A 23245-nucleotide genomic window follows, 5' to 3' on the forward strand; every position below is an offset into this window, starting at 1 on the left:
CATGGGTTGCCTTCCCGGGTTGGACGGTTGAGAAGAAATCGGACGGGGAAAAGAGAGCGCTGCGCCGTTCAGGCAGCAGCCTGCTTGCGCGCCATGTACTTGGCGGCTTCTTCGTCCCAGTCGTCGGTGCGCACGTAGGGGTTGGTGCGCGGGGTGGACACCATGTTGGGGTCCACCTCAAGCTCGATGCCTTCGAGGAAATTGACCAGGCCGATGCGCTCGATCATCTCGCCGGTGCGCTCGTGTTCCAGCGCGTTCTCGGCGAAGAAATCGATGATCTTCTGCCCCAGCTTGACCAGGCCCTTGTAGTCCTCGTCGGTCTTGAGCGGCATGAAGGGCACCACCACCGTGCCCATCAGGTCGCCGATCTTGAGCGTGCGTTTGCCGCCGACCAGGATCGTGGCGCCGGTGTCGGTGCCGTGGGCCAGCGCGCCGGTCATGACGTTGATGCAGTGCATGCAGCGCACGCAGTTGCTGTTGTCGATCTCCAGGCACTGCGTGTCGTTGATCTTCACGCTGGAAATCTTCGGACCCTGGGCCACGTCCTTGACCTCCTTGAGCATGATGGTCTTGGTCGGGCAGCGGTTGATGACGTCGTTCACCAGCTCGTTCATGCCGTGTTTGTCGAACCACTTGCGCGCCAGGGTTTCGTCGGTGCGCATGTTGTCACGCCAGGTGCCGATGACGGCCATGTCAGAGCGCTGGATCGAGTTCATGCAGTCGTTGGAGCAACCCGAGAACTTGAACTTGAACTTGTAGGGCAGGGCCGGGCGGTGGATGTCGTCCAGGAAGGTGTTGATCACCTGGCGGTGGGCGCGCGCTTCGTCAAAACACGACTGCTCGCAGCGCGCAGCGCCGACGCAGCTCATCGAGGTGCGCACCGCGGGGCCGGCCCCGCCGAGGTCAAAGCCGAGTTCGTTGAGCGCGTCAAAGGCGTCCTGCACCTTGTCGGTCTTGGCGCCCTGGAACATGATGTCGCCCGACTGGCCGTGGAAGGCGATCAGTCCGGAGCCGTGCTCCTCCCAGATGTCGCACATCTTGCGCAGCACATCGGTGTTGTAGTGCATGCCGGCCGGCGGCTGGACGCGCAGCGTGTGGAACTCGGCGGCGTCGGGGAACTGGGGCTTGCCGTCGGCGTCCTTGAGTTCGGTGAAGCGCGGGATCACGCCGCCGCCGTAACCGAACACACCCACCGTGCCGCCCTTCCAGTAGCCCTTGCGGGTCCGGTACGAGGTCTCCAGCTGACCCATCAGGTCCACCATGTAGTCCTTCTCGCTGGCCAGCCGCTTGAGGCCGGTCACGAAGCTGGGCCACGGGCCGCTCTCGAGCTCGTCGAGCATCGGGGTCTCGTGCATCTTTTTGGCCATGTCTTGTCTCCTGTCGGGGTACCGTTTTCGACAACGGCGGTCTCGCATCGTGGGCATTGCGGGGGCTCTGTCGGCCCGTGTTCCGGTGTGGGGTGCATCGTAGGAGCCGGGGCGGTCTTCTTGCTATCCCCCTCGTTGGCTAGGCGGGACTACCCAGATGGGTTATGCGGTCCCACCCGTCCCGGCTATAGACTGCCGGCCCCGGAATTGCGCCAATAGCGCAGATGAACAAAGCCCGCCAGCTTGTGCAGGCCAACAGAGTGACGGAGACATGAGCCAGATCACCCCGCTAGACCGATTCCGGGTGCCCCTCGGTGGGCAGGAGATCGAGCTGCAGCAGCACGACCACGACGCCGGTGGCATGAGTCTGCTGCGCACGCGCATCCGTGAAGGGAGCCGCTTCACGATCTTCGACATCGATCCCCAGACCGCCGAGCACTGGGGCCAGGCGCTGCTGCGCTGGGCGCAGGAACAGCCCACACGGACCGATCCCCCATGAGCGGTGCCTTCGACGACACCCGGCCCACCGCGCTGGTTGACATGGTCTTTCCGTTGAACGGCCACAGCCTGCCGCGCGATTCGGCGCCGGCCCTGCGGGCGGCGCTGCAGCGCGAGATGCCCTGGATCGATCAGGAGCCGCTGGCCGGCATCCACCCCCTCAAGCTGGTGCCGGGCAATGAAGCCGAGGCCCTGCTGTCGCAGCGCACACGCCTGCTGCTGCGCCTGCCACGCGAGCGCATGGCGGCCGCCATCGAACTCGCCGGCCGGTCCTTGCAGGTGGGGGAACAGACCGCCACCCTGGGCCTGCCGCACCCGCGCGAACTGCTGCCGCACCACACCTTGTACGCCTATGCCGTGGCCGCGGAGGCCGATGACGAGATCGCGTTCATGCAGGCGATGAACGACGAGTTGCAGACGCTGCAGGTGCGCTCGCAGCTGGTCTGCGGCAAGCGCCAGCAGCGCGACTGGCCCGGTGGCGCGCAGACCACGTTCAGCCTGATGCTGCACGGACTCAGCCAGGCGGATTCGCTGCTGCTGCAGGAACACGGACTGGGCCGTCACCGCTTGCTGGGCTGCGGCATCTTCGTGCCGCACAAGTCGGCCGCGGCGGTCGGTGAATAGCTTCGATTTTCTCAACCCCCCAACACGGAGACACCAGCATGGGCTACCAGATCAATGGCGTTGAACTCGAAACCGATGCCGAAGGCTACCTGCTCGAACCCGACTACAGCGAAGAGGCGGTGCAGGTGATCGCAGCGGCCGATGGCCTGGTCCTGTCGGATGCGCACTGGGAAGTCATCCGCTACATGCGCGACCAGTACCGCGAGCACGGCCACACGCCCAACTTCCGCAACATGCTCAAGGGCTACAGCGAGATCCGCCAGGGGGTGGACAGCAAGTACCTGTACGACCTGTTTCCGCTCGGGCCGGCCAAGCAGGCGGCGAAGGTGGCCGGGCTTCCCCAGCCGCTGGGCAAGGGCGGATACTGACCGTTTGCACCATGGCCCTGCGCATCAAGAACCAGTGGTTTGACAACGGGCGACCGAAGTCCGCGAAGGAGACCGCCAGTGTGCTGGCCTTCATCGTCTGGCGCGTGACGCAGAACATGGTCAAGCAGATGCGCGAGGCCCGGTTCGACATCGACGTCGGGCCGCAATATTTCGCCTTCATGCGGGAAATCCTGGGCTTCCTGATCCAGGTGGTGGACCGCATGGCGTTCGAGCGCATGGGCGCGGAACAACGCGGCGAGTTCACCGCTGCACTGGTGCGCCGCGTGGCCGAGATCCTGGAGGAAAGCGAGCAGGAATGGCTGGGGCTGCCACCCGAGGGTGCGGACAGCTGGCGCAACCAGTTCATCGATTTCTGCAACGAACTCGGCGAGGCCTATGCCGACTTCGGGCATGGCCCCGAGGGGCCGGACTTCGGTTTCGTGCGCTACCTGGGCAGCCGCATCGAGGGCGTCATGCCGGCCAAGGACCAGCACTGGGTCAAAGACCAGCTGATGGCCGTCGAGGTGCCGGAGGCGCTGGAGATGGTGCGCCGGGGCATGCACGGCGCACTGTCCACCGAGCCGCGACCGAAACGCCGCGCCTCCATGAGCGGAGACTAGACATGACAGCCACCTCCCCCAGCCCGTTCGACCTCGACCAACCGCAGGCGTACGCGCAGTGGCGGGCCACCAAGCTGGCCACCCAGCCGGTGCGTGCGGAAGACCTGATCGTGGACGTGGCCGATCCGCGGCACCTGAGCGCCGACGAACGCGCCGCCCTGCTGCACACCTGCGCGCGCGCCAACATGGTGGTCTACCGCAGCCCTGTTGTCGAAGAGGACAAGTCGCTACCGCGCCTGCTCGGTGCTCAGCTGGGCCTGCACCGGCTCGACGCCAACTGGCTGGCCGACGAAGACGGCATCTCGCCGATCGCGGTATCGACGCAGCCGGCGGGCGCGCGAGCCGACTTCATCCCCTACACCGACAAACCCATCCGCTGGCACACCGACGGCTACTACCACCCGCAGTCGCGCCGCATCGAGGGCATGGTCCTGCACTGCGTGCGCGCGGCCGGCGAGGGCGGTGTCAGCGGGCTGGTGGACCATCACCGGGTCTACATCGCGCTGCGCGATGCCAACCCCGCGTGGGTGCGCGCGCTCATGGCGCCCGACGCCATGACCATTCCCGAGCGGGCGGACGACAACGGTGTGGCCCGCCCCGCCCAGAGCGGCCCGGTGTTCAGCGTGTTGACGGGCCTTGACGGTGAGCACGCGCTGCACATGCGCTACACCGCGCGCACGCGCAGCATCGCCTGGAAGGACGACCCCGACACGCGTGCGGCGGTCGCTTTTCTGGAGCAGCTGCTGTCCAGCGACGTGCCCTGGATTTTTCACGTACAGCTGCAGCCCGGCATGGGCGTCGTCTGCAACAACGTGCCGCACGATCGCAGTGCCTTCACCGACGACCCGCAGCGGCCGCGCCTGCTGTACCGGGCGCGTTACCTCGACCGTGTCGGCGCACCGCCAGCACCGCATCGCCACGCGCTGCAGGCGGCCCAGCCGGAGCTGCAGTTGTGAGCGCAGCGCCGGGCCGCTCCCACGCCAGCGCGCACCGTTGCCCGTTGGGCGAGGTGTTCCGATGAGCCACTGGCTGACGATCTGGCGCGCCGCCCAGCTGGTCGGCGTGCCCCGTGGCGTGCTGCAGCAGCAGGTGCGCAGCGGCGCGCTGGTGCTCAACGACGGACTGGTCACCACCGACGAGCTGCTGCGGCTGTACCCCGGCGTGCAGTTCGAAGAAACCGGCCTGCTGGAGCGGGTGGCCCACATCCGCGACGAGGCCTTCGGCAAGCGCCTGCGCGAGCGGCTGCTGCCCAGCCAGGAGGTGCTCGCGCAGCGGCTCTTCCACCAGACGCAGGAGCTGGCCGATGTGCGGCGTTTGCTGCAGCGTTACCACGCGCTGGTGATTGCGCTGCAGACGCGCATCCATGCCCTGCAAGACGACGGCGCCACGCCGCTGGCGCTGTCCGAACTGCAGGATTTTGTCGACCAGGGTCTGACGCAGGCGCTCGCGACCGAACAGGCCGATCTGCTCACGGTGATGGACGACATGCTCAAAGTCATGACAGCCCAGGTGACGGTGCGCCCCAGCGGACACCAGTTCTGTGTCGAGGGGCACGACACCCTGTTGCAGGCCGGCCTGCGCGCCGGACTCAAGCTCAACTACGGTTGCGGCAACGGCACCTGCGGCATGTGCAAGGTGCGCGTGATTTCGGGCGAGGTGGCACGCACCCAGCCCTGCGACTACCCGCTGTCCGAGGCTGAGCGGGCCCAGGGCTACACGCTGGCGTGCGCGCACACCGCGGCCAGCAGCGAGCTCACGCTGGAACTGCTGGAGGCCCGTGGCCCGCAGGACATTCCGCAGCAGCAGATCGTGACCACGGTGCGCGCCGTCACGCAGCTCGCGCCGGGCACGCGGCTGCTGCACCTGCAGACGCCGCGCAGCCACCGCCTGCGCTTCCTGGCCGGTCAGTCGGTCACGCTGGGCCTGAACCGCCCCGACGGCAGCGACGTGCACGCCCTGTACCCCATCGCCAGCTGCCCGTGCGACGACCGCAACCTGCACTTCTTCGTCGAGCGCCATGCGCGGGACCCTTTTGCCCGCCAGCTGTTTTCCGATGGCATCCAGGCCGGCGACAACGTCACGGTGTGGGGGCCTGTGGGTGACTTCGTGCTGGCCGACAGCGCCCGGCCGCTGGTCTTCGCCGCCTGCGACACCGGTTTTGCCCCGGTCAAGAGCCTGATCGAACATGCCCTGTCGCTCGACAGCGCACCTTCGCTCTCGCTCTTCTGGCTCGCCACGCGGCCGGACGGCCACTTCCTCGCCAACCAGTGCCGGGCCTGGTCGGAAGCTCTGGACCTGTTCGAGTACGAACTGCTGGCCGATCCCGACGTGACCTTTGGCGCGCTGCAGCTCGCGCGTGCCATGCGCGCCGACCTGTTCGAAATCGACTGCGATTTCTACCTCGCCGGACCGGCGGCTTTCGTGGAGGCGATCGACGCCGAACTGCGGGCCGCGGGTGTGCCGGCGGCGCAGATCCACACCCTGATGCTGACCGAGCCGGTGGGGGAAATGGCATGAGCGAGTCATTGCCCGCGGAGTCCGCCTGCAGTGGTAGTGAAGCCTTCGCCCTGCGCGTGCTCGGCACCAGCATGGAGCCCGAGTTCCTGGAGGGCGAGATCATCCTCATCGAACCCGAGGGCCTGGTGCGCGACGGCAGCTTCGTGCTGGCCCAGCACGCCGGTGAATGGATCTTCCGCCAGCTCTGCCAGCAGGCGAACGGCTGGACGCTGCACGCGCTGAACCCGGCCTTCGCCGACCGGTCGCTGCCGGATCTCTCGGCCGTTCGGGGCGTCATCATCCAGAAGGCGCTGCCCGGGCGGCGCCGTGCCAGCAAACGCTACGTCTGAGCGAAACCCCTGTTCTGAGGAACCTCCGTGCCGTACTACATCTACCGCGTCAAACCCTACGGCCAGCTCGACAAACTGGAGGAGCACGGGGCCTTTGCCGCAGCGTCCGGCCAAGCCAAGACGCTGCGAGCCGCGCTGCCGCCAGACACCTCCGACAAGGTGAAGGTGATCTTCGCCGAGAACGAGTGGCAGGCCGAAGAGCTGCTGTGCCAGGTGCGTGAACCCGGGCACCCGGGCGAAGAATAACCACGCGGGTCCGGTCATGGTTGACGAGGCCGCCTACCGTCGCACCCAGGCCGAGGTCAACCGCTTGCCTTGCGTGTTCAAGGCTGCGTTGCTGGCGCGACAGGCCGTCTGCGAACTGTCGGTCCGGCACTCGGTGGCCGAGCGCGAGGTGCTGGCCTGCAGCCAGGCTCCGGCCCACCTGAACTGTGAAACGCTGGAGCGCCTGTTCCTGGAGCGGGCCACCTTTCCGCTGAAGCTGCACCCGGGCGCACCGCTCACCCATGGCACCGTCATGCGCCTGCACTGTGGTGGCCTGCGGGGCCTGCAGCAGGTGCTGGACGCTCCGCAGCCCGACGTGCACCGCCTGGTTGTGCAGGCACAGCGGGAACACGGCAGCCTGGTGCAACTGCCCTGGGAACGCATCGTCGCGCAGATCCTGGCCACGCAACCGCGGCGGCGCGCCTCGGCGCCAGACAGCTAGGACATTCGGACCGCCCTGGTCTTCAACGCTTCAGCGCTGCTGCCACTTCATCGTGGCCACCGCCCCGCCCACAATGCCCGTCAGGGCGATGAAGGAGCCGATCGCCAGGGTGGACACGCCCGACAGGCCCTGGCCGATCGTGCAGCCCATCGCTGTGACCCCGCCAAAGCCCATCAGCACCGCGCCGATGAGCTGGGTGCGCAGATCCTCCATCGAGGCAAAGCCTTCCCAGCGGAACTGCCGCGTGCTGATGGCGTAGGCGAAGGAGCCGAGCACCACGCCGATGGCCGACGCAATGCCGAAGGTCATGCGCAGCGACTTGTCGGTCCACATCATGAGCATTTCCAGGTTGTAGGCCACTGGCGCGACGAAGCTCATGGATTCCAGCGTGCGGGTGTTGGTGGCGAAGTACACCGTTTCGAGCGTCTCGGGATCTTCGCCGTAGCCGAGATGGCCGGTCAGGTACCAGGCGGCCACGACCACCAGACCCAGCACCACCGAGCCGAACACGTGGGACAGGTTGGCGCGGAAGCGCTTGTCCTTGAACACGAACGCCAGCAGGCCCAGCCCCACCACGCTCAGCGTGATCAGCAGCACCGTCTTGTCCGGCAGGCCGGTCAGCCTGGCCAGCACCTGCGGCAGGCCCTGGGCGCTGAAGCCCCACTGCGACAGGTCCACCGAGACCGGGTCCAGGTAGCTGGCGCGCCACTGGCCAAACAGGCCCTTGAGTGTCATGTAGGCCGAGATCGCCAGAACCGTCAGCACCACCACCGATCGCAGGCTGCCACCGCCCACGCGCACCAGGTTCTTGTTGGTGCAGCCGGCGGCGATGGTCATGCCCACGCCGAACAGGGTGCCGCCCAGCAGCAACGACAACCAGGGCAGCACCGGCCGCTGGTAAACCGACCTGGACAGGTCGATCAGGCCGAAGTAATAGAGCAGGTTGGCCCCGATCACCGCCACGGCGATGGTCAGCAGCCACATGCGCATGCGGCCCCAGTGCTCCATGTTGACCACGTCCGAGATCGCGCCCATGGTGCAGAAGTTGGTCTTGTTGGCCACGGCGCCAAAGATGAAGGCCAGGACAAAACCACCCCAGACCACCAGCATCGACGGGTTCATTCCTTCGCTCATGTGCAGGGCTCCATTTCAGGCAAAGATCACCCGCCGCGGCAGCGCATGGCGGTAGCTGACGACCACCGCGCCGTGTCTGCTGCCTTGCCGGCAGGGGGCGTCAGATGAACAGGCAGACGTCCGATTCGCCGGCGAACTTCATGAAGGTCGCGGCGCCGCCGTATTCGACGTCCTTGATGAATTCGCTGGTCTCGAACTCGAACAGGTCCACGGTCATCTGGCAGGCGACGAACTTGACCTCCAGTTCCAGGCAGACGTCGCGCAGTTCCTGCAGCGAGGCCACGCCCTTGGACTTCATCTTCTTCTTCATCATCATCGTGGCCATCGCTTCCATGCCAGGCAGCATCTGCACCATCACCGGCATGGGCACGGGCATCGGCATGGCCGGGTTCGCCAGCGGGCTGATCTGCACGCCGTCGAGGCTCTTGCGCAGCAGCTGCAGGCCGTAGAAGGTGAAGAAGATCTGGACATCCCAGCCCAGCGATGCCGCGGTGGACGCCAGGATGAACGGCGGGTAGGCCATGTCCAGCGTGCCCTTGGTGGCGATCAACGCCATTTTTTTGCTTGCCACGTTGCGTGTCTCCTGCGAGGGGAAAAGGCGAGAGGGGCTTCAGGCCTTCTTCAGGTAGAACACGAACTTGCTGTTCTCGCTGCTCTGTTCCAGCAGGGCGTTGCCCGTCGCCTCGGCAAACGCGGCCATGTCGCACACCGAGCCGGGGTCGGTCGCCACCACGCGCAGGATCTGTCCGCTGGCCATGTCGGCCAGCGCCTTCTTGGTCTTGACGATCGGCATGGGGCAGGCCAGGCCCGAGGCGTCAAATTCCTTGTTGAATTCCATCGTTGTCTCCAGTGTTTTTTGATGGTGCTCACGCACCGCATGGAGGTTGATTCTTCAAGAGGACGCACGGCCCGTCTATCACCGCAAAGGGTGATGACGGGTAGCCCATATGGGTGATGTGGTTTTCCCCTGAGTCCGCAGGGGGTGGAACGACCGTGAAGCCTTACAGGCTGAGCCCTTCGCCGGCTTCTTCCACCGTCTGCCCGTCGCGGATGTGGTAGATCCGCTTGAAGGTCGGGATGATCTTCTCGTCGTGCGTCACCACGATGATCGCGGTCTGCGCGTGTTGCGCCATCTGGTTCAGGATGCGCATCACGCCCAGCGCGCGCTCGCTGTCCAGCGGCGCGGTGGGCTCGTCGGCCAGGATCACCGGCGGCTTGTTGGCCAGCGCGCGCGCGATCGACACGCGCTGCTGCTCGCCGCCCGAGAGCTGCGAAGGCTCGGCCCTGGCGCGGTGCGACACGTCCAGCGCGGTGAGCAGCTCCAGCGCGCGTTCCCGTGCCTTCGCATTGGGCATGCCCGCCAGCATGGGCAGCAAGGCCACGTTGTCGGTCACGTCCAGGAAGGGAATCAGGTAGGGCGCCTGGAACACGAAGCCGATGCGGTCGCGCCGCAGCGCGCGCAGGTCCTTCACCTTCCAGCCGTTGTCGTAGATCACATCCTTGCCCAGCGTCATGCGGCCCGAGGTGGGCTCGATGATCGCGCCCAGGCATTTCAGCAGCGTGCTCTTGCCCGAGCCCGAGGGACCGACCAGGCCGACCACCTCGCCGGGGCTCACCTGCATGTTGACGTGTTTGAGCGCTTCCACGGCCGTGTCGCCGTGGCCGTAGACCTTGCGCAGACCTTCGATGAGGATGCCGCCGGGTTGGGGTGTGTTCATGGGGTTCATCCGATCGCCTCGCCCGGATCCACCTTGAGCGCGACGCGGATCGCCAGCGTGCTCGCCAGCGCGCAGATCACCAGCGTCACCACCAGGCCGGTGACCGCGTCGCCGGGCAGCAGCAGCACATATTTCGGGAACGCCGGCCCCCACACCGTGGCCGCCACCTTGCCCACGGCAAAGCCGATCAGCCCCAGGCCCAGCGCCTGCTGCAGGATCATGACGGCGATGGTGCGGTCGCGCGTGCCGATGAGCTTGAGCACCGCGATCTCGCGCAGCTTGCCCATGGTCATGGTGTAGATGATGAAAGCAACGATGGCCGCGCTCACGATGGCGAGGATGACCAGAAACATGCCGATCTGTTTCGCCGAGTTGGCGATCAGCTTCACCACCAGGATGTCTTCCATGCCGTCGCGCGTGTACACGCTCAGGTGCTTCCAGCGCCGTATCGGCTCGGCCACCTGCTCGGGCGTGAAGCCCGGCGCGATCTGCACCAGCACCGCGTTCACGCTGCGGCTGCTGGTCTGCAGGTTCTGCACCGCCTCCAGCAGGCCGGGGCTGCCCGGCCGGTTGAAGGTCGGGTTGGCCGCGGTGCGCGCGCGGTCGTTGACGATGGCGTCGTTGTCTTTCAGGAACTGGGTTTCCTGCGCGTCCTTCAGCGGCACGAACAGCATCGGGTCGCCTCCCGACGACACCATGCGCCGCGTCAGCCCCACCACCGCGTAGTCGTGGCGGCGGATGCGCACCGTCTCGCCCAGCTGGAAGCCGGTTTTCACGTCGGCCACCGCCTCGTAGTGGCTGCGCGTGGGGTGGCGTCCGGCCACCAGGTAGCCGGGTGCACCCGGCATGCCGGGCTCCATGCCCACCACCATCACCCGGTTGTCCTGTCCGTCTTTCTGCACCTGCATGGTGAGGTAGGCCACGTTGGCGGCGGCCGCCACGCCGGGCATGCCGCGCACGCTGCGCACCACGTCGTCCTTGATGCTCGACGACTCGGCGTACGGCCCCTGCGTGTCCTTCTGCACCACCCACAGGTCGGCGCGGCTGTTGCTCAGCAGCGCGTGCGCGTCGTCCACCATGCCGCGGTACACGCCCGCCATCGTCAGCGTCACGCCGATCAGCAGCCCCAGGCCCAGCCCGGTCAACACGTACTTGCTCCAGCCGTGCAGGATGTCGCGCCCGGCCAGACTGATCACTTCGCGCCTCCCGCCGGCACCAGCTGCTCCACCACCGCGATGCGCGCGTCGGGTTTGAGCGCGCTCTGGCTGTACAGCACCACGGTGTCGCCTTCACTCAATCCTTCCAGCGCCTGCACCGTTCCGTCCAGCCCCTGCACGCCCAGCGTCACCGGAGCAAATTCCAGCCCGCCGTCCTTCAGGCGCCAGACGCCGGTTGTCCCTTCGTGCTGCACCACCGCCGCGTTCGGCAGCAACAGACGCTCGGCCGTGGCCGGCAACTGCAAGGTCACTTCCGCCATCTCCCCCACAGAAACGCCGCTGGGCAGTGCGTCAAACGCCACCATCGCCAGCCGCTCTTCGGTCACGCTGTCGGCCAGCGCTTCCACGCGCGCCACCTTGCCGGCCAGCGTTTCGCCCGGGCGCGAACGCAGGGCGATGCGCGCCACCAGCCCCGGCGCCAGCCCGGCCGATCGGCCCTGGTCCACCCGCAGCTTCACCCACAGGCTGGCCGGGTCCATCAGCCGCAGCACCGCCTGGCCCGCCACCACCGTGGTGCCGGCCTCGGCGTCGCGCGCGGTCACCACCGCCGCGGCAGGCGCCACCAGTTTCAGATTGCCACGCTGCTGCGCCAGCGCCGCGCGTTCGGCGCGCAGCCGCGCGATGTCCATCGCGCTGCCGCCCAGGTTGGCCTGCGCCGCCGCCACACCCGCGTTGGCCGAGGCCACCTCCTGTGCCCGCGCCTCCAGCGCGCCCGCACTGATGAAGTTCTGGTTCGCCAGGTCCTGGTTGCGTTTCAGGTTCGCCGCTGCGAGCGCGCGCCGCGCCTGTGCGTCATTCACCTGCGCGCCCGCCGCCTGCTGCGTGCTCTGTGCCCGGGCCAGCGAGGCGTCCAGCGCCGCCAGCCGCTGGTCCAGGTCCACCGGGTCCATCTCGGCGAGTGCCTGGCCGGGTTGCACCGCCTCGCCCACGTCCACCTGCACGCCCAGCACGCGCCCGGCCACCGTCGGCCCCACCATCCAGCTGCGCCGCGCCTCGACCTGACCGATGCCAAAAATGGCCGGGCTCACGCTGCCCTTCTTCACCTCGGCCACCTGCACCTTCACCGGCGCCAGCGGCCCGGTGCGCAGCGCCACATAGGCCAGCGCGGCCACCAGCGCCAGCGCCATCCCGCCCAGCAGCAGGCGGCGCGAGTTTTGGGGGTTCATCTTCATGCGGGGGTCTCCTGGGTGCGCCGGGCCTTTGCGGTCGGCGCGGCAATCGCTTGTTGAAAAAGGTCAAACACGGCGGGCGCCAGCGCGCGCATCGCGCCCACCTGGCCGCTCAGCAGCGACTGCATCACCAGCCCCTGCACCGAGCCGATGAACAGCACCGCCGCCGCCTGCAGGTCGGTGCCCGGCGCCAGCAGCCGCGCCGCCTGTGCCCGTTGCAGCAGGCCGGTGAGCAGCGTGCGGTAGGCCTGCATCAGCCCGCGCACGCGCGCCTTCAGCGGCGTGTCCTCGGGGTGCTGCAGCTCCTGAAAGATCACCCGCGGCACGCCCGGCTGCTCCACCACGAAATCCACATGCGCCATGAACACCGCGCGCAGCGCCGCCAGCGGCTGCGTCTGCACGGCCGCCGCCGCGTGCAGGCGGGCCAGCAGCTCCTGGTGGGCGAAGTCGATCACGGCCAGCCAGATCGCTTCCTTGCTCTCGAAATGGCGGAACACCGCGCCCTGCGTGATGCCCACCGCCTGCGCCAGCGCGCCGGTGGTCACCTCGGCCGGGCTGCGCTCGGCGGCCAGCGCCAGCGCCGCGGCCACCAGCTCGGCCTGGCGGGTTTGCGTGGGTTGTTTGGTGGACATGGGTCATTAATGTAATTGAGTAATTACTTATATTCAAGCGAAGAATCCGACGATGCCCGGCGTCTACCATCCGGGCCATGCCGCACCACCACGGCACGCTGCAGCACAGCCACCCGCACGCGCCCGACGTGCACCACCGACATGGGCACTGAGAGGTGGCCTCTGGCTGCTATCCGGCCCATGTGCCTCTCTGGGCAACGGCTGAACACCTCACTGGCTCAGCCGTTCGCGATGCGGCTGACCAAAGCCTTGGTGAATTCCGCCGTGCTGGCCTTGCCACCCAGATCGCCTGTCCGGATGGTGTCGACGTTCAGCGTCGCACCGAGCGCCTGACGCCGGTGCGTGGCCTGTTCCGTGAGTTTGACCTGGTCTCCAGCACCATCGCGGCTGCCAGCAGCAGGACTGTGGGGTTGGCGATCCCCTGGCCTGCGATGTCGGACGCTGAACCGTGGACCACTTCGAAGATGGCAGCGTCTGCGCCGGTGTTGGGCAGCAGGCGACCTTTGCCAAACTGCCCTGAGCGCTTGGCTTCAAGGATGGTGATCAAAAGGCCTCCAGCGGGTTTCTCGTCTCCCGCAACACGTCGTGCACTTCGGCCTCGATGCCGGCCCAGGCCTGCTCCGACATGCCCGACGGACATCGCAGGTGCTTGGGCATGCGGGCGGAGAGGGCCATGCCCTTGCGCGCAAACGCGATGCTGTTGCCGCCCTCGCGCGCTGCCACCGCCACTGTTTCTCCGTTGAAGCTCAAGGTTATGAGCTCCAGGTAGGCGCCGAAATACAGATCGAGTTCATGCAGGTTGCAGACCAGGACGCCCCCGGTGGTGAGCAGCCGCGCGCAATGGCCGTAGAAGTTCTGGGTGCCCAGAGACGGGGACATGTCATCGGCATTGAACCCGTCGACCATGATGACGTCGTAGCTCGCGTCGTCCATCGCAGCAACGAAGTCCGCACCATCGGCCTGCACCACCCGGAAGTCTTGCTGATCTGGCGGCACCTCGAACTGGTCGCGCAGCGCCATCACCCGCGGATCGATCTCGACCACCGTGATGTCGGTGCCGGGAAAGTGCCGGTGGCAGAACTTGGGCAGCGATCCCCCACCCAGCCCGATCATCAGCATGTGGCGTGCACGGGGCTGAAACAGCACGAACCCCATCATCAGGCGCGTGTAGTTCAGCACCAGGCGGTCGGGGGCGCGCAGGTCCATCGCGCTTTGCACATCGGTTGCACCGAAGCGCAGCGCGCGTTCAAAGCGTTCGTGTTCGATCCGGACATGTCGCAAAGTCAGGCCTGCTTTGACAGCAGCCTGCCGGAACGTGGTTTCGTGCTCAAAGGTCATGCGATCTTTCTGGCCTGAGCAGGGCTTCTTCAAGGCGCGTCGCGTCCTCGCAGATCAGGCCGTATTCCGGGTTGGTCTCACAGGCCCGCTGGACCGATTCGGGATCGGCCGCGCCGAAACACACGGCGTCCAGCCAGTTCATGGCGCGCATGAACGCGGGCAGGGTGCAGGCGCAGTCGCCAAACCGGCGTTCAAAAGCCCGCATGTCAGCGTGTTCATGGCTCTCGTCCAGACAGGGCGACGACCAGCGCACAAAGCTGACCTGTTTGAACGCCCGTGCACCGAGCAGACCACCGGCAAAAAACAGACCCGGGATCGTGGGGTGGATGCCCAGTTCGATGCCCAGATCGGTGACCACGCCCGTCTGGTGGGGGGTGTAGCGCGGGATCGCCAGCAAGCCGCCCAACTGGCGGTTCGCTCGCCGGGTGCGCACCTTGTGCGTGAGGTGTTGAATCATGGTGATAGCCGGTCAATGTGCTTTTGACACATCTATGATGTGACCATAGTACGTTTTCAATGTACATATTATTATCATATGATGATCATAGTATCCCGTGTGCAGCGTGCGACGCACGAGCGGCACACGCCAGAACGTCCCCACCGTGTGTGAAGAGAGGTCCACCACCATGTCGCTGTCCGCCCTGGAACGAAGCCTGCGCGCCACGCACCCGCGCTGTGTCCGCGTCAACCTGCGCCTCTGGTATGCGCTGAAGTCCGCCAACCTCATTGCCCAGCGCGAGGTGTCGCCCGCCGCCTCGTCGCTCGCCGGGGTGCTCTTTCCTCACTTTGGTGAGGTGCTGCTGGTGCTCGATCCCGAACTTGAGGGGCGTTCGTTCATGGTCGGACAAGCCGCTCAAGAGACCGTCCCGGTGGCCGTACAACCGGGCAACACGGCGCCCAAGGCAGCGACCCCGCCGCAGGAAACCATGCCCGAATCACCGTTCGACCGCCGCTGGATGGGGCGCTACTGATGGCGGCCCCCGGATACATGCACATCCAATTTACATAGAATGCACACATGGAGCTCAAAACCGCCCGCCTCACCGTCCTGATCGACCCCGCCAAGAAGAAAGCCTTCGAAAGCCTGTGTGCGCGTCAGGACGTGACACCGTCGCAGGTCGTGCGGCGACTGATCCGCGACTACCTCGCCAGCCACGGCGAGGGATTCATCCCCAGCGGCGCCGCGCCGCAAGCCGCCGAAGAAGACAGCGAAACCCCGGTCTGACCGTTCAGCGCCGCCGCAGCGCCGGCCCCTCGATCAGACCCACCCCCAGGGCGCTCGCGCCCAGTGTGCCCACCATGAACAGCGGCAGCAGGCTGTGCACCATCTCGGACGAAATGTCCATCAGCAAGCTCACGAAGCCCAGATGGCGGTGGGCATCCCCGGTCGGGTGGGGCGAAGCCGCTGCACCCGCCGCCGCGATCCAGCGCACCGCCCCACCGGGTTTGACGCCGTGCCCTGCAGGCCCTAAATTCAGCGCTGTATTTGGAGCCGAAAATGGAATCTGTCCACGCCAGTCTTTCCGTGAGCATGTCCGAGTTCAAGAAGAACCCGGCCGCTGTGCTGCGCGCGTCGCACAACCGCCCTGTGGCCGTGCTCAACCACAACCGCCCCGCCTTCTACATGGTCGAGCCGCCGTTGTTCGAAGCCATGATGGAAGCGCTCGCCGACAACGATCGCTATCGCCAGGCGGCGGCCCGCCTCGCTGACCCATCGCGCGCGGTCGAGGTGCGTCTTGACCCGCTCTGAGGGCCCTCCCGCCCACCCGCACAAGCACCGCCGCTGGGCCGTGGGCCTGTCGGTGGCGCTGCACCTCGCCGCCGTGGGGCTGATCATCCAGGCCTCCAACCAGACCTTGCGCGATCGCGCACCGCCCAAGGAGGCGGTCGTCTTCCTGGCAGACATCCAGCCCGCCGAGCCGCCCCCTGCGCCGCCGGTCAGCACCCCGCCCCCGGCGCCCATCCCCAAGCCCGACCTGCCCGAGCCCCGCGAGACCAAGCCCGACACCACGCCCCCGCCCGGACGTGCCTTCATGGATGCGCCGCCGGCCCCCACGGCCGAGGAATGGGCCCTGGCCGCCACCTACACCCTCAAGAACAGCAAGCGCTACCGCCACAACTGGGGGCAACAGGTCCGCAGCCAGATGGGCACCGCCCACGAGGGCCCCGAGCAAGGCATCGTGCGCTTCCGCATCGAGATCGCACCCAGCGGAACCCTGGCCCGGCTGGACACCCTGTGGACCACCTCCGCAGAGATCGAACAACGCGCCCGCACCGCCATCGGGCAGATGCCGCCGCTGCCGCCCACGCCCAATGGCAAGCCCCTGATTTTTGAAAAGACCATCGTCTTCAACGCCTGGACCGCGGAGTCGCCGCCGCTCTACAAGAACGACTGCCTGCCCGACCCGCCGCCGCGCGGCAACCGCTTCGTGTGGGACGGCCGCTCGCCGCAAGGCCCGCCAGCGGAAGAACCCGAGCCTGAAAAGCTGGACCCCCAGGCCCTGGCCGACTGCCTCAAGCAGTTGCCCCAGGACAGCATCGAAGCCGAAGCCGCCGACGACCAACGCCAGCAGGAGCAATGGGGGTCGCAAAAACTGGGGCGCTGAGGGCGCATCCAAGTCTTGGGCCGCGTGCGGCAAGAGGACGGCGGCTGGCGGGGGTGAGCCAGTCGCGAGGTGGTCACAGCCAGAACACGCTCACGCCGAGCACCACCGCGGGCCGCTGCGGCGCGCGCCAGAACAGGGTGCGCCAGCCGATGCGGCCGCGCCAGCGCTGCGTGACGAAGCTGCTCAATGGGCTGGCCGCTGGGTGGTCAGCAGAAGCGCCGCACGTAGTCGAGCAGCCATTTCATCTGGGTGGCCTCGGCCCAGGGTGCGCTCCTGAGTACGGTGTGATCGGGGCTGCCGGGTGTGGCGCTGTTCAGCTTCACGCTGTAGGTTTCGCTGCCAGGGGGCTTCTCCAGAGCGGCTTCGGTGCCCGGCAGCAGGATGGCCCGGGAGTCCTTGCCATCGAACTGGCCTTGAGCGTGCACTTCCAGCATGCAACCGTCCAGCAGCGCGAAGCGGGCATGGGCTTCCAGATACTTGCCGCGTCCGATCTGGTTCATAGCTTCCAGAGTGGCCTGCTGGCTCATACCGTATTCCAGGTGCAGCGTGTCGCCATTGCCGGAATAGCCGTCGGAGCAGGCGCTCAGGGTGAGCCACGCAGCCGCCGCGGCAGCGAGCGCGAAGGGTCGTCGCGTGGTCATGGGGTGGTCACCTCGTCGGTGCTTTCAGGCGCGTTCGGGTCCAGGTGGGTGGCGAGCACCTTGTCGATGGTGCGGCCGTCCATGTCCACGATTTCGAAGCGCCACTCTTCCCATTCGACTTTGTCGCCTTCCTTGGGCAGGCGACCGGTCAGCAGCATCATGAGTCCGCTGAGCGTGTGGTAGCGGCCACGCTCTTCGTCGGGCACCGAGTCCAGCGCCAGGCGGTCCTTGAGTTCGGGCACGGGGATGTGGCCGTCGAGCAGCCAGGAGCCGTCGTCGCGCTGCATCGCCCAGGAGGTTTCCGGGTCACGCGGGCTGAATTCGCCGGTGATGGCCTCGATCAGGTCTTGCAGCGTCACGATGCCCTGGACTTCGCCATATTCGTCGATGACGAACGCCATCTGCCCGCCCGACTGACGGAAGTTGCCGAGCAGCTCCATGCCGGTGATGGTTTCGGGCACATACAGCGGCTCTTCCATGGGCTGTGTGGCCAGTTCGCGATCGCTGCCGCGCAGCGCCTGCGAGAGCCACTTGCGGGCGTTGACCACCCCCGCCACGTTGTTGAGGCCGCCGTGGACCACAGGAAAGCGCGCATGGTCGGAGGCTTCGACGCGTGCCATGTTGACCTCAAAGCTCTGCTCCAGGTCGAGCGCGACGACATCGCTGCGCGGCACCATGAGGGATCCGATCTGCCGGTCGTCGAGCCGGAACACGTTGCGCACCATGGTGTGTTCGTGCGACTCGATCACGCCCGCGCTCGTGCCCTCTGCGAGCATGGCGTGGATCTCTTCCTCGGTCACGGCGTTGGCGTTGCCCTGCTGGATGCCGAGCACGCGCAACAGACCTTTGGTGGAAAGCGAGAGCAGCACCACGAAGGGTTTGGTGGCGATGGCCAGCCAGTTGATGGGGCGCGCCACGAGGCGTGCGAGCAGCTCGGGGTTGGACTGGCCGATGCGCTTGGGCACGAGTTCACCCACCACGATGGAGAAGTAGGTGATGAGCACCACGACCAGGCCGGTGGCGGCGAGCTGGCTGTATTGCCCGGGCACGCCCACAGTCACCATCCAGACGGCCAGCGGCGCGGCCAGCGCGGCCTCGCCCACGATGCCGTTGAGCACGCCGATGGAGGTGATGCCGATCTGGATGGTGGAGAGGAATCGCGTGGGGTCTTCGCCCAGCTTGACGGCGGCGGCTGCAGAGCGGTCGCCTTCGTCGATGAGTTTTTGCAGGCGCACTTTGCGGGCGGTGACCAGCGCGATCTCGGACATGGCAAACAGGCCATTGAGCAAGATGAGCGCGAACAGTAAGGCGATTTCCATGGTGGGAACGGGGTCCAAAGGGAGGCGCCCGCACAGAAGCGGGCAGGGAGGCAAAGGGGATGGCAGGCAGGCGGGCGGGCGCCGCGCCTGAGGTCAGGCGCGCGTGGTGCGCTGGGGAGGTCGGTCCAGACCCACGGGGAGTGGGTCGTCCCGGGTCCTGAAAACCCAGGGTGTCGCCGGCAGCGGCGCGAGGGACAGCCTGATGACCGGCATGACACGCACCGGGCCGTCGGGCATGTCGGGGGCGTCGTCGGTCAGGCCGTGCTGGATGCTGGAGTTCAGCCCGTCCGCGTCGGCCGTCAGCGCGGACTCGGTGAGCGCCGGCGAGGGCATGTGAAGCGTGAACCCACCCAGGCTCAGCAGGAAATGCAGAGCAAACAAGGCGATGAGGAGCCGGCGCAACATGGGGCGATTATAGAAATGGGTTGGTTTTGATCGCCTTGCCGGGCGCCAGATCGGGTATGCGTCGATAGAATCCGCCCTTGTGAAATCCGTCCTCACCACCTGGGTCCTGTTGTTCGGTCTGCTGTTGCAGTCCGTGGTGTGGGCGCTGCCCGCCCAGCGGGCCGGCCAGGCCGATCGGCTGGCGCACGAGGTGGCCCATGCGATTGACCATGGTCACCACCAGCACCTCGACCCACACGGGGCGCTGGGCCACGACCTCGACCCCACGCTGATGATGGACGACGCGCCCAGCGGCGACGACCACGGTCCCCACCACTCGCACGCCAGCGAGGGCGTGCAGTTCCAGGGCCTGCCCGTGGCGGCGGCGCTGCCTGTGCCAACGCTGCCGCGCAGCGCTCCCCGGGCATGGACGCCGGTCCAGCCACCCTCGGCCGATCCCGACAGCTGGCTGCGGCCTCCCAGGTCCCTCGTCTGATGTTTTTCGGGCGCCTGCGTGGCGCCCAGCCGCGCGCGGCGCTGCTTGCGCGAGGTGGCCCGTTCCGCAGGCACTGCGGCCGGCTTCTCCATCAGACCCACAGGATTTTTCCATGCATGTTTCCCGTTTGCGAAGCGCCGCCATCTGGCTGTCGCTCGCCCTCGCGCCGCTGGCCGTGCTGGCTCACGGCATTTCAGATGCCGACCGACAGCGCATGCTCGACGGCGGCTACGCCCAGTACGTGGGCCTGGGCGCCAGCCACATGCTCACCGGCTACGACCACCTGCTGTTCCTCTTCGGCGTGGTGTTCTTCCTGGCCTCGTTCAAAGACGTGGTCAAGTTCGTCACCGTGTTCACCCTCGGGCACAGCATCACGTTGGTCTTTGCCACCATGCTCCAGATCACCTGGAACTACTTCCTCATCGACGCCATCATCGCCATCAGCGTGATGTACAAGGCTTTCGACAACAACGGCGGTTTCCAGAAGCACTTCCAGATGGCCTCGCCCAACCTGCTGTGGATGGTGTTCGGTTTCGGCCTGCTGCACGGTTTTGGCCTGTCCACTCGTCTGCAGCAGTTGCCGCTGGGCGACGATGCCGCGCAGATGCTGGGTCGCATCCTCAGCTTCAACGTCGGCGTCGAGCTGGGCCAGATCGCCGCGCTGTCGGTCATGGTTGCCTTGCTGGCCGTGTGGCGCGGGCGGGATTCCTTCCGGCGCTTCAGCCACATCGCCAACATGGCCCTGTTCTACGCCGGTGTCTACCTGCTGTTCACGCAGCTGCACGGCTACCAGCACGACACGGCCCCGGACAGCTTCCGCTTTCCCGCCGCCGAACACCGCCACGCGCACGAGGATATGGCCGTGGACGACACCCGCGACACCAGCCGCGACGGCCTTTGAGTCCTTTCCTTGTTGCACGCCCTTTTTGAACATTCACCGAAAGCTCCCATCATGAAAACCCTCGCCATCGCCACAGCCCTTGCCTCCACCCTGTTCGCCGCGCCCGCCGCGCTGGCGGACCAAGGCAGCAGCTGTCACTTCCACGGCAGCAAGCCCGCCTCCGAAGCCGTGGTCACCGACTGCGCATCGCAGCGCAAGGCCTCGCTGGTCAAGGCTGGCAAGCTCGACGCCTCCTGGCAAGCCGTCAAGCAAGACAAGGCCGAGTTGGTGGACGGCAAGAAAGGCAAAGAGTGGAAGGTGTCGTTCAAGAACCCTGCCGTAGCCGACGTGGCCAAGCAGACGCTCTATATCTTCTTCTCGCAGCCCGGTAACTTCATCGCCGCCAACCACACCGGGCAGTGATGCAAAACGCGTCGCCCGTCTTGCGCGGCGGCGCGCTGGCCCTGCTGGCCGCCGCCCTGTTTGGCCTGAGCACGCCGCTGGTGCAGCGTTTCGGTCAGGGCCTCGGCCCGTTCAGCACCGCCGCGCTGCTCTACGCCGGCGCCGCGCTGGTGGCCCTGTTCCAGCGCCGGGGCGCGGGGGTCGAAGCGCCGCTGCGCCGCAGCGATGCACCGCGCCTGCTGGCCATGGTGGCGGCGGGTGCTGTCATCGGCCCGGTGGCGCTGGCCTGGGGCCTGCAGCGCACCAGTGGCGCCAGCGCCTCGCTGCTGCTCACGCTCGAAGCCGTGTTCACGGCGGTGCTGGCCTGGCGCTGGTACGGCGAGGTGCTGGACGGCCGCGTCAAATCCGCCGTGGCGCTGCTGCTGGCCGGCGGCGCGCTGCTGGTGCTGGACCAGGGCCTGACCGGCCAGGTGCAATTGCTCGGCCTGCTCGCCGTGGCCGTGGCCACCGTGGCCTGGGGGGTGGACAACACGCTTTCGCGCGGCGTGGCCGAGCGCGACCCGGGGCAGGTGGTGGTGGTCAAAGCCGCGCTGGGCGCCAGCGTCACCACCGCGCTCGCGCTGGTTTGGGGCGAGCCGCTGCCGCCGCTGCCCGCTGCGCTGGCCCTGCTCGCCGTGGGCGCCACCGGCTACGGCCTGAGCCTGCGCTTCTATTTGCTGGCGCAGCGCAGCTTTGGCGCCGCGCGAACCGGTTCGGTGTTTGCGTTCGCGCCCTTCATCGGCGCCCTGGGTGCGTTCGCGCTGGGCGAGCGCGCGGCCAGCGGGCTGCTGCTCGCGGGCGGCGGGCTCATGGTGGCCGGGGTGCTGATCCACCTGGCAGAAGACCACGGCCACGACCACGATCACGAGGCCATGGATCACGAACATGCCCACACCCACGACGATGGCCACCACCTGCACAGCCACAACCCCATGCCCGCCGGCCCGCACAGCCACCCGCACCACCACGGCACGCTGCACCACAGCCACCCGCACGCGCCCGACGTGCACCACCGGCACCCGCACTGAGCGGGGCGCTGTTCAGCGCCGTCGCAATGCCAGCCCCAACAACGCCAGGCCGCTGAACGCGGCCCCGGCGTAGAAGGTGAATGAGGCGCCCAGCTGGTCCCACAGCAGGCCGGCGATGGCGCTGGACAGCAGCAGGGCCACACCGCTGACCAGATTGAAGAAGCCGAAGGCCGTGCCGCGCAGGTCGGCCGGCGCCGTGTCGGCCACCATGGTCGCCAGCAGGCCCTGCGTCATGCCCATGTGCAGGCCCCACAACGCCACACCGGCCAGCACCGTGGCCCAGTGCGCAGGGACCGCCAGCACCAGATCGGCCGCGATCAGCACCGCCAGGCCCAGTGCCAGCAGCGTCCGGTGATCCATGCGGTCGGACAAGCGACCAAAGGGGTAGGCCGACGCTGCGTAGACCAGGTTCATCGCCACCATCACCAGCGGGACCAGGGCCACCGGCACACCACTCTGCGCGGCGCGCAGCACCAGAAAGGCCTCGCTGAAGCGCGCCAGCGTGAACACCGCGCCCAGGCCCACCACCCACCAGTAGGCGCTGCCCAGGCGGCGCAGGTTCTCGCGCCGGATCGGGTTGCTGCGCCGCTGGCCAGCCGGCCGGTCGGGCTCGCGCACGCCCAGCATCAGCAGCGCCACCGCCAGCACCCCCGGCACCACCGCCACCCAGAACACCGCCCGGAAGTCGTCGGCCCAGAGCAGCATCAGGCCCACCGCCAGCAGCGGGCCGATGAAGGCGCCCACCGTGTCGAGCGACTGACGCAGGCCGAAGGCTGCGCCGCGCATGTCGGGCGGCGCGATGTCGGCCACCAGCGCGTCGCGCGGTGCGCCGCGCACGCCCTTGCCCACGCGGTCGAGCAGGCGCGCCGTCAGCACGGTGCCGATGCCCGGCGCCAGCGCAAACAGCGGCTTGGTCAGCGCGCCCAGGGCGTAGCCGAACACCGCCAGCCACTTGCGTTTCCCCCACCAGTCGCTCAGCACGCCAGAGAACACCTTGACGATCAGTGCGGTCGCCTCGGCCAGCCCCTCGATCAGACCCACCACCAATGCGCTCGCGCCCAGCGTGCCCACCATGAACAGCGGCAGCAGGCTGTGCACCATCTCGGATGAAATGTCCATCAGCAGGCTCACGAAGCCCAGCACCCAGATGGCGGTGGGCAGCCGTGGTTTGGAGGGGCCTGACTTGTTCATGGCGCGTGTGAGCGGTCGGTTT

At 67.3% G+C, this 23245-nt stretch carries 30 protein-coding genes and 2 pseudogenes; 17 read left to right on the forward strand and 15 right to left on the reverse strand.

Translation table 11 applies throughout. The features are described 5' to 3' along the window. Positions 1 to 68 precede the first annotated feature (68 nt). Complete coding sequence (dsrA, locus tag AC23D4_RS16840; protein WP_472886734.1) at positions 69 to 1367, reverse strand: dissimilatory-type sulfite reductase subunit alpha; 1299 nt, start codon at positions 1365 to 1367, stop codon at positions 69 to 71. Positions 1368 to 1638: 271 nt separating this feature from the next. On the opposite strand from dsrA, the gene AC23D4_RS16845 reads away from it, so the two are divergent. From AC23D4_RS16845 to AC23D4_RS16885, 9 genes are all read left to right on the forward strand, one after another. Continuing rightward, positions 1639 to 1866 (forward strand): DUF6967 family protein, encoded by a 228-nt coding sequence (locus AC23D4_RS16845; RefSeq protein ID WP_472886735.1) that lies wholly within the window; start codon positions 1639 to 1641, stop codon positions 1864 to 1866. After that, positions 1863 to 2489: a type I-MYXAN CRISPR-associated protein Cas6/Cmx6 gene (gene cas6 / locus AC23D4_RS16850; RefSeq protein WP_472886736.1), complete on the forward strand. Its 627-nt coding sequence runs from the start codon at positions 1863 to 1865 to the stop codon at positions 2487 to 2489. The genes AC23D4_RS16845 and cas6 overlap by 4 nt, the downstream gene beginning before the upstream one ends. Before the next feature lie 38 nt (positions 2490 to 2527). Then, positions 2528 to 2857, forward strand: coding sequence for a TusE/DsrC/DsvC family sulfur relay protein (locus AC23D4_RS16855; protein WP_472886737.1), 330 nt, complete (start codon positions 2528 to 2530; stop codon positions 2855 to 2857). Positions 2858 to 2868: 11 nt separating this feature from the next. Next, on the forward strand, positions 2869 to 3477 hold the full coding sequence (locus AC23D4_RS16860; protein ID WP_472886738.1) for a hypothetical protein: 609 nt from the start codon (positions 2869 to 2871) through the stop codon (positions 3475 to 3477). A gap of 2 nt (positions 3478 to 3479) precedes the next feature. Further along, entirely contained in the window at positions 3480 to 4433 is a 954-nt protein-coding gene (locus AC23D4_RS16865; protein WP_472886739.1) for a TauD/TfdA family dioxygenase, read from the forward strand. Positions 4434 to 4494: 61 nt separating this feature from the next. Further along, on the forward strand, positions 4495 to 5994 hold the full coding sequence (locus AC23D4_RS16870; protein WP_472886740.1) for a 2Fe-2S iron-sulfur cluster-binding protein: 1500 nt from the start codon (positions 4495 to 4497) through the stop codon (positions 5992 to 5994). Further along, entirely contained in the window at positions 5991 to 6323 is a 333-nt protein-coding gene (locus tag AC23D4_RS16875) for a S24 family peptidase (protein WP_472886741.1), read from the forward strand. Before AC23D4_RS16870 ends, AC23D4_RS16875 begins: the two co-directional genes overlap by 4 nt. A 27-nt stretch (positions 6324 to 6350) precedes the next feature. Then, entirely contained in the window at positions 6351 to 6569 is a 219-nt protein-coding gene (locus tag AC23D4_RS16880; RefSeq protein ID WP_472886742.1) for a hypothetical protein, read from the forward strand. A gap of 16 nt (positions 6570 to 6585) precedes the next feature. Continuing rightward, positions 6586 to 7029, forward strand: a complete 444-nt coding sequence (locus AC23D4_RS16885; protein WP_472886743.1) for a hypothetical protein — start codon at positions 6586 to 6588, stop codon at positions 7027 to 7029. A 30-nt stretch (positions 7030 to 7059) separates the two neighbouring features. On the opposite strand, the gene AC23D4_RS16890 is transcribed toward AC23D4_RS16885, so the two are convergent. The 10 genes and pseudogenes from AC23D4_RS16890 to AC23D4_RS16935 all read right to left on the reverse strand — a co-directional run. Further along, on the reverse strand, positions 7060 to 8163 hold the full coding sequence (locus tag AC23D4_RS16890; protein ID WP_472886744.1) for a YeeE/YedE family protein: 1104 nt from the start codon (positions 8161 to 8163) through the stop codon (positions 7060 to 7062). Between the two features lie 100 nt (positions 8164 to 8263). Continuing rightward, positions 8264 to 8734 (reverse strand): sulfur carrier protein DsrE2, encoded by a 471-nt coding sequence (gene dsrE2, locus AC23D4_RS16895; protein WP_472886745.1) that lies wholly within the window; start codon positions 8732 to 8734, stop codon positions 8264 to 8266. Positions 8735 to 8773: 39 nt separating this feature from the next. Further along, positions 8774 to 9001, reverse strand: a complete 228-nt coding sequence (locus tag AC23D4_RS16900; RefSeq protein ID WP_305360318.1) for a sulfurtransferase TusA family protein — start codon at positions 8999 to 9001, stop codon at positions 8774 to 8776. 163 nt (positions 9002 to 9164) lie between these two features. Further along, positions 9165 to 9890 (reverse strand): ABC transporter ATP-binding protein, encoded by a 726-nt coding sequence (locus AC23D4_RS16905; RefSeq protein ID WP_472886746.1) that lies wholly within the window; start codon positions 9888 to 9890, stop codon positions 9165 to 9167. After that, entirely contained in the window at positions 9887 to 11077 is a 1191-nt protein-coding gene (locus tag AC23D4_RS16910) for an ABC transporter permease (RefSeq protein ID WP_472886747.1), read from the reverse strand. The genes AC23D4_RS16905 and AC23D4_RS16910 overlap by 4 nt, the downstream gene beginning before the upstream one ends. Next, positions 11074 to 12270: an efflux RND transporter periplasmic adaptor subunit gene (locus tag AC23D4_RS16915; protein ID WP_472886748.1), complete on the reverse strand. Its 1197-nt coding sequence runs from the start codon at positions 12268 to 12270 to the stop codon at positions 11074 to 11076. Before AC23D4_RS16915 ends, AC23D4_RS16910 begins: the two co-directional genes overlap by 4 nt. Then, positions 12267 to 12899: a TetR/AcrR family transcriptional regulator gene (locus AC23D4_RS16920; RefSeq protein ID WP_472886749.1), complete on the reverse strand. Its 633-nt coding sequence runs from the start codon at positions 12897 to 12899 to the stop codon at positions 12267 to 12269. The genes AC23D4_RS16915 and AC23D4_RS16920 overlap by 4 nt, the downstream gene beginning before the upstream one ends. A gap of 218 nt (positions 12900 to 13117) precedes the next feature. Then, positions 13118 to 13386, reverse strand: a pseudogene (locus AC23D4_RS16925) (isocitrate/isopropylmalate family dehydrogenase); the annotation flags it as partial. A 56-nt stretch (positions 13387 to 13442) separates the two neighbouring features. Next, positions 13443 to 14237, reverse strand: a complete 795-nt coding sequence (locus tag AC23D4_RS16930) for a fused MFS/spermidine synthase (protein WP_472886750.1) — start codon at positions 14235 to 14237, stop codon at positions 13443 to 13445. 250 nt (positions 14238 to 14487) lie between these two features. Beyond that, a pseudogene (locus AC23D4_RS16935) lies at positions 14488 to 14613 on the reverse strand (DUF1275 domain-containing protein); the annotation flags it as partial. 250 nt (positions 14614 to 14863) lie between these two features. Here AC23D4_RS16935 and AC23D4_RS16940 point away from each other — a divergent pair. The 4 genes from AC23D4_RS16940 to AC23D4_RS16955 all read left to right on the forward strand — a co-directional run bounded on the left by AC23D4_RS16940 (position 14864) and on the right by AC23D4_RS16955 (position 16843). Further along, positions 14864 to 15208 carry a hypothetical protein gene (locus AC23D4_RS16940; RefSeq protein WP_472886751.1) on the forward strand — a complete coding sequence of 115 codons (345 nt, stop codon included), beginning with the start codon at positions 14864 to 14866 and terminating at the stop codon, positions 15206 to 15208. Positions 15209 to 15255: 47 nt separating this feature from the next. After that, the gene (locus AC23D4_RS16945) at positions 15256 to 15462 is read left to right on the forward strand and encodes a ribbon-helix-helix protein, CopG family (RefSeq protein WP_290967901.1); all 207 of its coding nucleotides are present in this window, start codon (positions 15256 to 15258) and stop codon (positions 15460 to 15462) included. Positions 15463 to 15735: 273 nt separating this feature from the next. Beyond that, positions 15736 to 15987 (forward strand): type II toxin-antitoxin system Phd/YefM family antitoxin, encoded by a 252-nt coding sequence (locus AC23D4_RS16950; RefSeq protein WP_472886752.1) that lies wholly within the window; start codon positions 15736 to 15738, stop codon positions 15985 to 15987. After that, positions 15974 to 16843 carry an energy transducer TonB gene (locus tag AC23D4_RS16955; RefSeq protein WP_472886753.1) on the forward strand — a complete coding sequence of 290 codons (870 nt, stop codon included), beginning with the start codon at positions 15974 to 15976 and terminating at the stop codon, positions 16841 to 16843. The genes AC23D4_RS16950 and AC23D4_RS16955 overlap by 14 nt, the downstream gene beginning before the upstream one ends. A gap of 206 nt (positions 16844 to 17049) precedes the next feature. Here the strand turns inward: AC23D4_RS16955 and AC23D4_RS16960 are convergent, their stop codons facing one another. The 3 genes from AC23D4_RS16960 to AC23D4_RS16970 form a co-directional block, all read right to left on the reverse strand. Next, the gene (locus tag AC23D4_RS16960; RefSeq protein ID WP_472886754.1) at positions 17050 to 17484 is read right to left on the reverse strand and encodes a hypothetical protein; all 435 of its coding nucleotides are present in this window, start codon (positions 17482 to 17484) and stop codon (positions 17050 to 17052) included. After that, positions 17481 to 18803 (reverse strand): hemolysin family protein, encoded by a 1323-nt coding sequence (locus AC23D4_RS16965; RefSeq protein WP_472886755.1) that lies wholly within the window; start codon positions 18801 to 18803, stop codon positions 17481 to 17483. The genes AC23D4_RS16960 and AC23D4_RS16965 overlap by 4 nt, the downstream gene beginning before the upstream one ends. A gap of 93 nt (positions 18804 to 18896) precedes the next feature. Further along, a complete protein-coding gene (locus AC23D4_RS16970; protein WP_472886756.1) occupies positions 18897 to 19208 on the reverse strand; it encodes a hypothetical protein in 312 nt (103 codons plus the stop codon). A gap of 79 nt (positions 19209 to 19287) precedes the next feature. On the opposite strand from AC23D4_RS16970, the gene AC23D4_RS16975 reads away from it, so the two are divergent. The 4 genes from AC23D4_RS16975 (at position 19288) to AC23D4_RS16990 (ending at position 22032) form a co-directional block, all read left to right on the forward strand. Then, positions 19288 to 19683, forward strand: coding sequence for a hypothetical protein (locus AC23D4_RS16975; protein WP_472886757.1), 396 nt, complete (start codon positions 19288 to 19290; stop codon positions 19681 to 19683). A 112-nt stretch (positions 19684 to 19795) separates the two neighbouring features. Further along, positions 19796 to 20584 (forward strand): HupE/UreJ family protein, encoded by a 789-nt coding sequence (locus tag AC23D4_RS16980; protein ID WP_472886758.1) that lies wholly within the window; start codon positions 19796 to 19798, stop codon positions 20582 to 20584. Between the two features lie 51 nt (positions 20585 to 20635). Further along, complete coding sequence (locus tag AC23D4_RS16985; protein ID WP_472886759.1) at positions 20636 to 20986, forward strand: DUF6488 family protein; 351 nt, start codon at positions 20636 to 20638, stop codon at positions 20984 to 20986. Continuing rightward, positions 20986 to 22032, forward strand: coding sequence for a DMT family transporter (locus tag AC23D4_RS16990; RefSeq protein ID WP_472886760.1), 1047 nt, complete (start codon positions 20986 to 20988; stop codon positions 22030 to 22032). The genes AC23D4_RS16985 and AC23D4_RS16990 overlap by 1 nt, the downstream gene beginning before the upstream one ends. Before the next feature lie 12 nt (positions 22033 to 22044). Here AC23D4_RS16990 and AC23D4_RS16995 read toward each other — a convergent pair whose 3' ends face one another. Next, a complete protein-coding gene (locus AC23D4_RS16995) occupies positions 22045 to 23223 on the reverse strand; it encodes an MFS transporter (RefSeq protein WP_472886761.1) in 1179 nt (392 codons plus the stop codon). Between the last annotated feature and the right edge of the window lie 22 nt (positions 23224 to 23245).

This window comes from Hydrogenophaga sp. L76 (genome assembly GCF_057654755.1).